7 protein-coding genes are annotated in these 13,150 nt (G+C 64.0%); 2 read left to right on the top strand and 5 right to left on the bottom strand.

Features of this window, described 5'->3' with window-relative positions; translation table 11 throughout:
• Positions 1-197: 197 nt before the first annotated feature.
• Both BJD12_RS05985 and BJD12_RS05980 read left to right on the top strand, forming a co-directional pair.
• A complete protein-coding gene (locus tag BJD12_RS05985) occupies positions 198-3,719 on the top strand; it encodes a hybrid sensor histidine kinase/response regulator (RefSeq protein WP_126936602.1) in 3,522 nt (1,173 codons plus the stop codon).
• A 348-nt stretch (positions 3,720-4,067) separates the two neighbouring features.
• Positions 4,068-7,613 (top strand): hybrid sensor histidine kinase/response regulator, encoded by a 3,546-nt coding sequence (locus tag BJD12_RS05980; protein ID WP_058564082.1) that lies wholly within the window; start codon positions 4,068-4,070, stop codon positions 7,611-7,613.
• Positions 7,614-7,693: 80 nt separating this feature from the next.
• Here the strand turns inward: BJD12_RS05980 and mdtD are convergent, their stop codons facing one another.
• The 5 genes from mdtD to BJD12_RS05955 all read right to left on the bottom strand — a co-directional run bounded on the left by mdtD (position 7,694) and on the right by BJD12_RS05955 (position 12,912).
• Positions 7,694-9,115, bottom strand: a complete 1,422-nt coding sequence (gene mdtD, locus BJD12_RS05975) for a multidrug transporter subunit MdtD (RefSeq protein WP_039420763.1) — start codon at positions 9,113-9,115, stop codon at positions 7,694-7,696.
• 352 nt (positions 9,116-9,467) lie between these two features.
• Entirely contained in the window at positions 9,468-10,532 is a 1,065-nt protein-coding gene (hemE, locus tag BJD12_RS05970; protein WP_005995034.1) for a uroporphyrinogen decarboxylase, read from the bottom strand.
• Positions 10,533-10,546: 14 nt separating this feature from the next.
• A complete protein-coding gene (locus BJD12_RS05965) occupies positions 10,547-10,798 on the bottom strand; it encodes a WGR domain-containing protein (RefSeq protein WP_005995035.1) in 252 nt (83 codons plus the stop codon).
• Between the two features lie 462 nt (positions 10,799-11,260).
• Positions 11,261-12,373: a 3-dehydroquinate synthase gene (aroB, locus tag BJD12_RS05960; protein ID WP_042828317.1), complete on the bottom strand. Its 1,113-nt coding sequence runs from the start codon at positions 12,371-12,373 to the stop codon at positions 11,261-11,263.
• A complete protein-coding gene (locus BJD12_RS05955; RefSeq protein ID WP_005995037.1) occupies positions 12,370-12,912 on the bottom strand; it encodes a shikimate kinase in 543 nt (180 codons plus the stop codon). The genes aroB and BJD12_RS05955 overlap by 4 nt, the downstream gene beginning before the upstream one ends.
• Positions 12,913-13,150: the final 238 nt, after the last annotated feature.

Raw genomic sequence — 13,150 nt, 5'->3', positions numbered from 1 at the left:
GATCGACGCGTGGCTCGAAAAGAATGACGATGAAACAGGTAGTCCTGTCCGTGCTTGCTGTTATGGCGCATATCAAGTGAGGCAAGGCGTACTTGCTCATGCTCGATGTGGCCCGCACTATGCTGTGACCTGCAGTGAAATTTTTATGTCACGCCTCCGTCTGTGTTCCATTCAGTCGCACCCTTGCTGCACTGTGGTTGGTCCTATTGGTCCTATTGGTCACAGCGGTGCCCGTGCTCGCCTTTGCGGCAGTGCCGACGACGCCTGTGCCAATCCAACTCACTGTGGCCGACGGACTTCCTTCCAACACAGTGAACGACTTTGCCGAGGATCGGAACGGCTATCTATGGCTGGCAACGGCCGATGGTCTGGCCAGATTCGATGGGCGGAGTTACCGCATCTGGCGGATGGAGGACGGGCTCACAGATAATCTTGTCTGGGCGATGGGAGTCGATGCTGACGACGGGCTGTGGGTCGGTTTCGATAATGGTGGCGCGGGTGTTCTGGATGCTAAACAGCGCGCATTCAAACCGTTGGAGAGTACACAGTTTCCTGAGTTAAAACGCGCCACCGTGTGGGCGATTGCGCAGACACCCGACGGCGATCTATGGTTTGGAACTTCAAAAAACGGACTGTATCGGCGGCGACCGGACGGCAGTATGCAGCGTTTCACGTTTGTGGCAGATGATGCGCAGAGTTTGCCGTCTGACCGAGTGACTGCATTGCGGGTTACATCCGCCGGGGCGCTTTGGATCGGAAGCAACGGAGGCCTCGCACGATGGAATGGGATGTCTTTCGATCGTAAGGAGTTGCCAGGAAATAGTCAGTTTTCTAATGGGCTACGCCTTGGCTCCAACGATGACTTATGGGTTGCCGACAGCAATAACGTACTTTATCGACTCAACTCTGGCGGAAATTTTGTTCCGCAACCTTGGGAGCATGCAGGCGACGGCGAGCACGTCGTGGGCATGTTGTTGCGTGATCGACGCGGGCACTATTGGTTGGACACAATGTCCGGTCTGGGAATCTCTGACGGTAGGCAAGTCCAAAATGTGCCTCTCTATAGCTCATCGGCACATGGACTGGTTAAGCCGAGTTGGGGAAGTGCCTACGAGGATCGCGAAGGTGGCTTGTGGTTTGCCAGTCTCAATGGCGGTCTTTGGCATCTACCACCTAATTGGAGCACTTTTTCAGTGTTGTCGTACCACGCGGACGATCCGCAATCGCTGGCCAATCCTCTTGTAAGGGCCACGGCAACATCGGCATCCGGTGGATTGTGGGTTGCTGGTACGCGGGGAGCGCTAGAACGCTTGGATCCTGCTACCGGCAAGCTGGAACGTCACCTTCGTCCTATCTCGGGTATGCGTTGGCCCATGTGCATGCTGGAGAGCAAAAGGGGCTACGTCTGGATTGGGTTGGCGGAATCTCTGGTGCGTTATGATCCACAGACCCGGCAACGAAAGCACTGGTCATTGTCCACGGCGCCCCATGTCGTATCGGACATGGTGACGCCCGACTTTGTAGCAATGGATACGCACAATCAACTTTGGATTTCGCTAACCAAGACGGGTTTGCAGATTCGCGATGAGGACGGCCGGCTTATTCGTGAAATTGAACGGGGTAACCATGGGTTGGATGACTCCAACGTCTATGACCTCAGGCTCGGTCCCGATGGGCAGATGTGGCTTGCCAGCACGACGGGTTTAAGGCGCTGGGATCCGAAAGCTGACACGTTCGTCATGGTTCGAGGTGCGCCTGCTTCAACGAACTATGTATTTCGTTTCACCGACTCGGGCGTTGTCTGGATCGGGTTGATGGGCGAGTTGCGTCGTTACTTATGGGATGGCACCCAACTCAAACATCTGGACACGATTGACGGTAGGCAAGAGTTCCCGATGGTAGCGCCTAACGGACTTGTCGTGGACAGTGCAGGCGTGGCGTGGGTATCGAGCGCGCGCGGTCTGATCAGGGTGGACCCTGCCAGCAAAATGGTGCGGGTCTACGGAGTTCACGATGGGCTCCCCAATCAGCAATTTCAGGAAAATACGCTTGTACAAGCAACGGGCGGGCAGATTCTAGGCGGGACGCCTGATGGCGTTGTGCTGTTTGATCCAAGCCAAATGCGTCCGAATACACGCCAGCCGCCGCTACTGATCGAGCGCGTAGGCCTGCGTCGTGGCGAGCGCGGACTGGATGTCACCGGTGTCGAGCCGCTACAGCTGCAGGACGACGATCGCGATCTGCATATCGTCGCGCGCATGCCGACCTTCACTCATTCGGAGTCAACCAGCTATCGCTTTCGTTTAAGCGGTTACGACCCGGACTGGATCGACGTCGGGCCCAGTGGCGAGCGCTTGTTTTCGCGCCTGCCATCGGGGCATTACATATTGGAAGTGCAGGGGCGGACTGCAGACGGCATCTGGTCGGCGAGCCAGACCTTACGTTTTCAGGTGCTGCCGCCATGGTGGCTGGCGCCATGGGGCTTGGGCCTGCTGGGCCTGCTGAGCGTGTGCGTGGTCGTTGCAGCCATTTTATTGTACCGCCGCCGTCTACGGCGCTTGAATGCCTGGCAGTTGGCGGTGCACAAGCAAGAAGTTGCCGAGCAGGCATCGCTCGCCAAGACGCGTTTTTTGGCAACGCTCGGCCATGAGGTACGCACGCCGATGACCGGGGTGCTGGGCATGAGCGAGTTGCTGCTCAAGACCTCGCTGGACACCAAGCAGCGCAGCTATACCGATTCGATCCGTCGTGCGGGTGCGCATCTGCTGCGGCTGGTCAACGATGCGCTGGATCTGGCGCGCATCGAATCCGGGCGGCTGGAACTGGACCTGGAGCCGTTTTCGGTGCGCCAGCTCGTGGCCGAGGTCCAAGCGCTAATGGCACCGTTGGCGCAGGAGCGCGGCCTGCGCTTCAGCCTGGAAATCGGCCTGCTTGGCGATATCACCGCTAGCGGCGATTCCACCCGCATCCGGCAGATCCTGCTCAATTTGCTCAGCAACGCGATCAAGTTCACCGAGCGCGGCGTGGTGGGCCTGAAGTTGACCACGCTCGGTTCATATCAAGGCCTGCGTTTTGAGGTGGCCGACACGGGTCCGGGCATCAATGCCGAACAGAAGGCACGCCTGTTCCAGCGCTTCGAGCAGGGTGATGGCGCCAGGACCAGCTCGCGCTACGGTGGCAGTGGTCTGGGCTTGGCGATCTGCCAGGAACTGGCCCTGGCGATGGGCGGGCATATCGAGGTGATCAGCCGGCTCGGCGCCGGGACGAAGTTCGTGGTGGATCTGCCGCTGCGCTGGGTAGCCTCGGATGCGCCGCTCGGCGGCGAAGCGGGGCGTGCCGGCGCTGCGGTCGCGCCGCAGTGCATCTTGCTGGTGGAGGACGACCCGACCATCGCCGAGGTCATCGTCGGCCTGCTGCGGGCCCAGGGACATTCGGTGGTACATGCACCGCACGGACTGGCCGCGTTGACCGAAGCCGCCGACAACACCTTCGATCTGGCGTTACTGGATCTGGATCTGCCCGGCCTGGATGGTTTCGCATTGGCGCGACAACTGCGCGTGTTCGGTAACCGGATGCCGCTGATCGCGGTGACCGCGCGCGCCGACGAAGCCGCCGAACCAAATGCGCGGGAAGCCGGGTTCGACTGCTTCCTGCGCAAGCCGCTGACCGGCGAGATGCTCGCCGATACCATTGCCGAGGCGCTGCGCAACACGCGCTGACAGACAGCGCCGATGCCCCGACCTGAGCGGGCATCGATTGGGTGTGATGCAGGGCGTTCGCCGGGCAGCAGCGATGTGAGCCGTGCTTCAAGGCCGTGATGATCTGGCCAGGGGATGAAAGTTCTTCCGGCACAATGTCAGCCTCGCGCCCGGTGCTCGCAGCCACTGGGGCACACGGCGGGTGTGTCAACGATGCTACCGCCTCCCATCCTGGAGACGGGGTGCATGCGCAGCCGTACGCGCAGCGTCGGGCTTGCCCGCATCGCGCGTGGCCCCCACTATGCGCCGACTTGTCGTGAAACTGATCCGGTGCACTTTCTATCCCGCTTGCCCCATCGGCTGCTCGCTGTGCTCTGGGTATGCCTGTGTCTGGCAGTGCTTCCCGTGCAGGCGCGTACGCCAGCGACACCGGTACCGATCCAGCTGACGATCGCAGACGGATTACCGTCGGACACGATCAATGAATTGACCGAGGACAAACAAGGGTATCTGTGGCTTGCCAGCGATGACGGCTTGGCCAGGTTCGATGGCCGCAACTACCGCATCTGGCGGATGGAAGATGGCCTGACCAGCAACGTGGTCTGGACCGTCTGTGTCGACACCAAGGACCGGGTGTGGATGGGCTTCGAAGACGGCGGCGTTGGCTATCTGGAAGCGGACACGCGCACATTCAAGCGGCTGGAAGATCCGCAGTTTCCGGAACTGCGCGATGCCATGGTGTGGACATTGGCAACGGCACCGGATGGCGCTCTGTGGATCGGAACCGCCAAGCAGGGTGTGTACCGCTATCGGCCGGACGGACGCATGCAGCACTTCTCCGCGACCGCCAGTGAGCCCTACCGGCTGCCGTCCGATAGCGTCGTAGGTCTAGAGGCCGCCGCTGACGGCTCGATGTGGATCGGCACCTGGAGCGGGCTTGCGCACTGGGACGGTCAACGCATGCAGCGCGTCCCGCTTCCGGTTGCAGACCAGACCGTCAACAGGCTTTCCAAGGAAGCGGACGGCAAGGTGCTATGGGTTTCCGACTTTGCAGGCAACGCGTTTCGGCTCGATACCGTTGGGGGGGCCATCACGCGCCCGTGGCAGAGCGTTGCGACCAAGCCGCAGGTCAGGAGCGTGCTGCTGCATGATCGACGCGGGCGCTATTGGCTGGACATCGACGCCGGTTTGGGCATCAGCACTGACGGTTCGTCCGTCGACAGGGTGCCGACCTACAGTGCATCGGCGCACGGCCTGGTCAACCGGAACTGGATCACCTCCTATCAGGATCGCGAAGGCGGGCTGTGGTTTGCCAGCCTCGAGGGCGGTCTGTGGCATCTGCCGCCGCGGTGGGACACCTTTGCAGTGTTCTCGCATCACAAGGATGACGCGCAGTCGCTGGCCAACCCGTCGATTACCGCCGCAGCGCCGTCGGCCGCAGGCGGGGTCTGGCTGACAGGCTCGCATGGTGCGCTTGAATACTTCGATCCGGCGACCGGTCGAGTCAAGCTGCATTTGCCCAATATCGATCCGATCCGCGTCCCTGACACCGTGTTCGAAAGCAGGCAGGGGGTGGTCTGGATCGGTGTACAGGGAACGCTGGTGCGGTACGACCCGCGCACACGTCAGGTCAAGCGCTGGCCGCTGTTGCAGAGTGTCGATCCCGCGGCCGACCCCGATATTGCGGGCAGGCCGGGCCGGATGGCCGAAGATGCGCAAGGGCGCATCTGGGTAGCGCTGATGACCCAGGGCATACAGCTGTGGAGCGGCGAGGGGCAACTGCTCAGGACGATCGATTACGGAAGCCACGGCCTGAAGGCGCTGACCGTGCTGGACAAGCGGATTGGACCGGATGGGCAGATCTGGCTGAGCAACAACGCCGGTCTGTGGCGGTGGGACCCGCAGTCCGACCGATTCATCGCGGTTCCCGGCGCTGCTGATCTGCCAACGTACGTGTTCCGCCTGGGAGATGGCGGCATCGTCTGGGCAGGGCTGGTAGGCGAATTGCGGCGATACCTGTGGGATGGCTCGCAGCTCAAGCAGCTGGACACGGTGGGCAAGGAGCAGGAGTTTCCGAAAGTGGCGCCGACCGGCATGGTGGTCGATGCCGGTGGCGTGGCCTGGGTGTCCAGTCATCGTGGACTGATCCGTGTCGATCCCGGCAGCAAGCTGGTCCGCGTGTACAACGTGCACGATGGGCTGCCCAGCTCGCCCATGCAGGTGGCCTCGTTGGTGCAGGCAAGCGGCGGGCAGATATTGGGTGGCACGTCCGATGGCGTTGTGGTGTTCGATCCGTCCACGATGCGCCCCAATTTACGTCGGCCACCGTTGTTGATCGAACGGGTGGGGTTGCGACGTGGCGAGCGTGGGCTGGATGTCACCGGCGTCGTGCCGCTGCAGATACAGGACGGCGACCGCGACTTGCACATCGTGGCGCGTATGCCGACCTTCACCAATCCCGAATCAACCAGTTACCGCTTCCGCCTCAGCGGTTACGATCCGGACTGGATTGATGTCGGGCCCAGTGGCGAGCGCTTGTTTTCGCGCCTGCCATCGGGGCATTACACACTGGAAGTGCAGGGGCGGACTGCGGACGGCATCTGGTCGGCAAGCCAGACACTGCGCTTTCAGGTGTTGCCGCCATGGTGGCTGTCGCCGTGGGGGCTGACTGCGCTCGGTCTGCTGGCAGTGTGCCTGTTCGCCACAATGGTCTTGCTCTATCGCCGTCGTCTGCGCCGGTTGAATGCCTGGCAGTTGGCGGTGCACAAACAGGAACTGGCCGAGCAGGCATCGCTCGCCAAGACGCGTTTTTTGGCAACGCTCGGCCACGAAGTCCGCACGCCGATGACCGGTGTGCTGGGCATGAGCGAGTTGTTGCTCAAGACCTCGCAGGATGCCACGCAACGCAGCTACACCGAATCGATCCGTCGTGCGGGTGCGCATCTGTTGCGGTTGGTCAACGATGCGCTGGATCTTGCGCGCATCGAGTCCGGGCGACTTGAGCTGGATCTGCAGCCGTTCTCGGTGCGTCAACTGGTGGCCGAGGTGGAGGCGTTGATGGCGCCGTTGGCGCAGGAGCGCGGCCTGCGGTTCAGCCTGGAAATCGGTCTGCTTGGCGATATCACCGCCAGCGGCGACCCCACCCGTATCCGGCAGATCCTGCTCAATCTGCTCAGCAACGCGATCAAGTTCACCGAGCGCGGCGTGGTTGGTTTGAAGTTGACCACGCTGGGGACGTATCAGGGCCTGCGCTTCGAAGTCGCAGATACCGGCCCGGGCATCAATGCCGACCAAAAGGCACGCCTGTTTCAGCGCTTCGAGCAGGGCGATGGCGCCAAGACCACCTCGCGCTACGGCGGCAGTGGTCTGGGCTTGGCGATCTGCCAGGAACTGGCCCTGGCGATGGGCGGGCATATCGAAGTCATCAGTCGTCTGGGCGCCGGGACGCGATTTGTCGTGGACCTGCCGCTGCGCTGGGTGGCCTCCAACGCTGCGCTCAGCGGTGAAGTGACGCGTGCCAGCGCGGCCATCGCGCCGCAGCGCATCCTGCTGGTGGAAGACGAACCGACCATTGCCGAGGTCATCGTCGGCCTGCTGCGCTCGCAGGGGCACTCGGTAGTGCATGCGCCGCACGGTTTGGCTGCCCTGACCGAAGCTGCCGACAACACGTTCGACCTGGCGCTGCTGGATCTGGATCTGCCCGGGTTGGACGGGTTCGCACTGGCGCGTCAACTGCGCGTGTTCGGCTACGAGATGCCGCTGATTGCGGTGACCGCGCGTTCCGATGAGGCCGCCGAGCCAACCGCCAAGGAGGCCGGCTTCGACAGTTTCCTGCGCAAGCCGCTGACCGGCGACATGCTGGCTGACACCATCGCCGATGCACTGCGGCGGGGCCGCCCGCGCGAGGACATTTAGAGCTACCGACCGCTCAGGGCGCCGATGCCATGCACGGCGCGCACGCGTGACATGGCACCTGATCGACGGCGTGTGGCGGATTACTCGGCCACCGCTTCCACTTCCTTCGGGTGCGGCCGCGTCTCGGCCAGCTGCCAGAAGATCAGCGTCGACGACAGCGTGATACCGCCCACGCACAGGAAGGTGGCATGCAGCGCCGCAGTGGCGCCGTGCGTATCGCCCAGATGGGTGTCGAAGGCGGCCAGCAGGCTGCCGGCCGCTGCGGCGCCAAAACCGGTCGCCAACATCATCACCATCGACAACAGGCTGTTGCCCGGGCTGGCCTGATCGCGATCCAGGTCGCGCAGGGTAACGGTATTCATCACGGTAAATTGCAGCGAATTGACGCCGCCGAAGCAGGCCAGTTGCAGTAGCCGCAACCACAACGGCTGGCCCACATCGATCAGCGCGAAGCTGGCCATCGCCAGCCCCACCAGCACGGTATTGACCATCAAGGTGTTGCGGTAGCCAAAACGCCCAACCAGCTTCACCGCCGCGCGCTTTGCAGCCATGCCGGCCAGCGCCACTGGCACCATCATCAGCCCGGCATTCATCGGGCTCATCTCCAGGCCCACCTGCAGCAACAGCGGAATCAAGAACGGCATCGACCCACTGCCGACGCGTGCGAACAGGTTGCCCAGGATGCCGATGCGATAACTCGCCACCTTGAACAGCGCCAACGGAAACAGCGCGTTGCCGGTATTGCCCGCATGCAGCCAATAGCCGGCCAGGGCAGCCAGCCCGCCGATTGCCAGCAACATCACAAACGCATGCTGCAGGCCGAGTTCGGATATGCCATCCAGCGCAAGCGACAACGCCACCATGCCGAAGGCCAGCATCAGATAGCCGACCAGATCGAAGCGCCTCTGTGCATCGCCGTAATGGTCCGGCATGATCTTCAGCGCGGCGATGAAGCCGATGATGCCGATCGGCAGGTTGATCAAGAACACCCAGTGCCAGGACGCCACTTCCACCAGCCACCCGCCCAGCGTTGGGCCGATCAACGGGCCGATCAGCGCGGGGATGGCGATAAAGCTCATGGCGCGCAGAAAATCTTCGCGCGCCACCGTCTTGAGTACCGCCAGCCGGCCCACCGGCAACAGCATCGCCCCGCCGATGCCTTGCACGATACGCGCACCCACCAGCTGCGGCAGTTGCTGCGCTGCTGCGCACAGCAACGAGCCCAGCGTGAATACGATGATCGCCGCCAAGAAGGTGCGTCGTGTTCCGAAGCGATCGGCGATCCAGCCCGATGCCGGGATGAACATCGCCACCGCCAGCGCATAGCTGAAAACCACCGACTGCATCTGCAGCGGGCTTTCGTGCAGGCTGCGCGCCATCGACGGCAACGCCGTATTGACGATGGTCGCATCCAGCATCTGCATGAAGATCGCCAGCGACACCAGCCATAACAGCGGCTTGATGGTGGCGTAGGCGCGCAGGACAGGAGCAGAAGGAGGCATCGGGATCGCCATCGGAAGGACAGCGCATTCTCTCAGCGTCGCTGTGCAGAGCGTCTGATCCGCCCGCAATTCTTTTTAGCGCCTTTAACGAGTCTCGCCAAGGCAAGCGGTCCGCACTGCCGAATGGCGCCGCCGCATTACTGCCAAGTCACAGCAGATCACATCGATTCAATAACGTGAAGTTGCCCATGGCACGCAAGGGCTAACACGATAAATACGTTCTGCTTCACGCTGTCGTCCAATGCCGTTGTTATCACGCATTCTCTACAGTTGGGCGATAACCGTGCTGTTGCATGCGCATCATCAAACGGTGATCGACAGCGAATCGCGGCGCTGTCGATCACGCCGTGCATCAGCGCTTGCTCAAGCTCTGCACCGCTTCCACCAGTACGCCGACATGATCCGGATTCATGTCCGGCGACATGCCGTGGCCAAGGTTGAACACGTGGCCCTCGCGCGAGCCGCCGTTGCCTTGCGCGTAGCTGTCCAGGGTCTTGCCGACCTCGGCGCGGATCGCCTCGGGCGAGCCGTACAAGGTGGCCGGGTCCAGGTTGCCCTGCAGGGCGACGCGGCCGCCTGCGCGCTGCGCGGCGTCGGCCAACGAGATGGTCCAGTCCACGCCCACCGCTTCGGCGCCGCTGGCGGCCAGATCGGCCACGTAGGCGCCGTTACCCTTGCCGAACAACACCAGCGGGGTGCGCTCGGCACCGTCGCCGCGCTCCAGCTCACGCGCGATGCGGGTCAGGTAGGGCAGCGAGAATTCGCGGTACATCGCCGGCGACAGTACGCCACCCCAGGTATCGAACACCTGCAGCGCCTGCGCGCCGGCCGCGCGCTGTGCCGACAGATAGGCGATCACCGCATCGGTGACGGTGCTGAGCAGGTGGTGCAGCACATCCGGTGCGTTGAAGGCCATGGCCTTGATGCGCGCGTATTCCTTGCTGCCGCCACCTTCGATCATGTAACAGGCCAGCGTCCACGGGCTGCCGGAAAAGCCGATCAGCGGCACCGCGCCATCGAGCTCGCGGCGGATCAGGCGCACCGCATCCATCACGTAGCGCAGCTCGGTTTCCATGTCCGGCACGCCCAGGCGATGGATGGCGGCGGCATCGCGCACCGGGTGACGAAACTTGGGGCCTTCGCCTTCGACGAAATACAGCTCCAGGCCCATCGCATCGGGGATGGTCAGGATGTCGGAGAACAGGATCGCCGCATCCAGCGGAAACCGCTGCAGTGGCTGCAAGGTGACCTCGCAGGCGATGTCCGGGTTCTTGGCCATGCCCAGGAAACTGCCGGCGCGCGCGCGGGTGGCGCGGTACTCCGGTAAGTAGCGGCCGGCCTGGCGCATCAGCCACACGGGGGTGCGGTCCACGGGCTGGCGGTTGAGGGCGCGCAGCAGGCGATCGTTCTTGAGCATGGGGAGAGATGTCCTCAAAGCGGCGCGTCGGCGCCGCCGGTGATGAGTTGGAAGCCGCGTTTGAGCTGGGTGTCGCGGGCCTTTTCGAAGGCCCGGTCGGCCTCGTCCTGCAGCAGGTACTGGTCGCGTCGCAACTGCGTGCGTCCGCCGATCTGGCCGCTTTCGCGCAGCAGTTCCCAGCCACCGAATAGATCCGGTTGCAGGGTCAGCTGAACGTAGCGGAGCGGCTCGTTACCGCCGGAATCGTGTTGCAGGAGGATGCGCATGCCCCCGATTGTAGCCGGGCAGTGCTGAAAGCTGGGGGCTGCGGGCGTGCTGCGCTGCTTCGTTTGCGAAGGTCCGCCGGGCGCAGTGTGGCTGTCGGAAGGCTCTCGCGCGCTGGCGCGCTCCCGCGTAATCGACGCTCCGCGCCGGAGTGTGCAGACGCTTCGGCGGAGCGCACCCGGGCACGAAGGGGTTTCGCGGGGAGCCCATCGCGCCCAGGTGCGCTCTGCGGAGGCAGGGGCACTGTCAGATCAGTGGGCGCCGGGGTCCGGGGAAGCGATCGACGGTGGTGGTGCTTAGCTGCCTCGCAAGCGAACCTGCCGTGGCTGACTGACCCCACGCTCAGCCGGCCAGGTTCGATTCAACGGGCAGACGTCAGCTGAGTCCGACGGGTTGCAGCCCACCGTCAAGCGGCCAAGGTCAACTTCAACCGGCCAACTCGGCCTCAACTGACCTGCGCAATCTCAGCCCGCCAGGATCTGCAAGACCGCCGCCTCGTCGACATCGGGTACCACCTCGGCCTTGCCGATGCCGCGCCACAACACCAGCCGCAGGCGGCCGGCGATGTTCTTCTTGTCCAGTCGCATGCGCCCCAGCAGGGCCTGCGGGGACAGGCCGGGCGGAATGTCGGTGGGCAGGTCGAAGTCATGCAGCAGCGCGCGCAGCGCTTCGGTGTCCTGCGCATCGCTCATGCCCAGCGCGGCCGACAGCCGCGCGGCCAGCACCATGCCCACCGCGACCGCTTCGCCATGGTTGAGGTTGTCGTTGCCGGGCGCGCCGTAGCCCTGTTCGGTCTCGATCGCATGGCCGAAGGTGTGGCCCAGGTTGAGCAGCGCACGCTCGCCCTTTTCCAGCGGGTCGCGCGCCACGATGTCGGCCTTGTGCTCGCAGCTGCGCGCGATCGCCTGCGCCAGCGCGTCGGCATCGCGCTCCAGCAGCGCGCGGCGTTCGGCATGCAGCCACTGGAAGAACAGCGGGTCACGGATGGCGCCGTACTTGATCACCTCGGCCAGCCCGGCGCGCAGCTCGCGCGCGGGCAGGGTATGCAAGGTGTCGGTATCAGCGATCACTGCGCGTGGCGGATGGAACGCGCCGACCAGGTTCTTGCCCTGCGGGATGTCCACCGCGGTCTTGCCGCCGACCGAGGAGTCCACCATCGCCAGCAGGCTGGTGGGCAGTTGCACGCAGTCCACCCCGCGCATCCAGCACGCCGCCGCGAATCCGGCCAGGTCGCCGACCACGCCGCCGCCGAGCGCGAACACGCAGGCGTCGCGGGTGGCGCCCAGCTCGGCCAATGCCGTGATCGCGGCGCCGAAATTGTCCAGCGTCTTGGAGGCTTCGCCGGCGGCAATCACCAGCTCGCCCAGTTGCAGGTCCGGGCGCGCCTGCAGCAGCGCCTTGCGCACGCCGGCGGCGTACTGCGGGGCCACCTGCGAGTCGCTGAGCAGCAATACGTGGCGGCCACGCACATGGCTGGCCAGGCGCGCGCCATCGGCCAGCAGGCCGGGCGCAATGGTGATGGTGTACGGCTGTGCACCGTCGACATCGACGCTGCGCGAGGAACGGGGAAGTGTCATGCGGGGGGACTCGACATGCGCCATTGCGCGGCCAGGCGCAGCACCAGCTGCGCGGTGGCCTCGGCGGGGGAGAAGTGATCGGTTTCCAGACTGAGGTCGGCGACCTCCTGGTACAGCGGGGTGCGTTGCGCGGCCATCGCATGCAGCACCTGCTCGCGGTCGGCGCGTTGCAACAGCGGTCGGTTGCGGTCGCGCGCCAGCCGGGTGAGCTGTGCCGGCACGCTGACGTGCAGGTACACCACGAAGCCGCGCGCGCGGATGCGCTGGCGGTTGAGCGGATCCAGCACCGCGCCACCGCCGGTGGAAATCAGCTTGTTGTCCTGCTCCAGCAGCGTCTGCAGGGTCTGGACCTCGTGCTGCCGGAACCGCGCTTCGCCGTGCTGTTCGAAAATGGCCGGGATGCTGCTGCCGACCTGCTCGACGATGGCCTGGTCCACGTCGACGAACTCCAGCCCGAAGCGCTCGGCCAGACGGCGGCCGATGCAGCTTTTTCCGGCGCCCATCGGGCCGACCATCACGAGATTGGAAGCGGGGTTCATGCGCAGGGATCGTAGCATTCGGGCCCGCGCATCGGGCCGATCGGCATGGACTGAAACCATTCCGGCGCGGCGACCGCCGGCTGCGCGCAGCAGCATCGACACCCACGCTGCGCGGACAGCGGCTGGGACGACCGCTGAAGATGGAGTGGCTGCACGCAACCCGTGGCGAGTGCTTGGCAGCTAGCGTCAGTGGCGCGAAGACGTCCCAATGCGCGTGACCTGCTTTCAGGCATCGGCG

Origin of the sequence: Xanthomonas vesicatoria ATCC 35937 (assembly GCF_001908725.1) — a bacterium.
GTDB classification, from domain to species: domain Bacteria; phylum Pseudomonadota; class Gammaproteobacteria; order Xanthomonadales; family Xanthomonadaceae; genus Xanthomonas; species Xanthomonas vesicatoria.
Note: the sequence above shows the minus strand (reverse complement) of the source record. Positions and strands in the feature narration are given on the sequence as shown.

What these genes read in the sequence shown, in the direction of transcription:
- mdtD (WP_039420763.1), bottom strand. Translation starts at nt 9,115, where the DNA reads ATGCCTCCTTCTGCTCCTGTCCTGCGCGCCTACGCCACCATCAAGCCG.
- hemE (WP_005995034.1), bottom strand. Translation starts at nt 10,532, where the DNA reads ATGCTCAAGAACGATCGCCTGCTGCGCGCCCTCAACCGCCAGCCCGTG.
- BJD12_RS05965 (WP_005995035.1), bottom strand. Translation starts at nt 10,798, where the DNA reads ATGCGCATCCTCCTGCAACACGATTCCGGCGGTAACGAGCCGCTCCGC.
- aroB (WP_042828317.1), bottom strand. Translation starts at nt 12,373, where the DNA reads ATGACACTTCCCCGTTCCTCGCGCAGCGTCGATGTCGACGGTGCACAG.
- BJD12_RS05955 (WP_005995037.1), bottom strand. Translation starts at nt 12,912, where the DNA reads ATGAACCCCGCTTCCAATCTCGTGATGGTCGGCCCGATGGGCGCCGGA.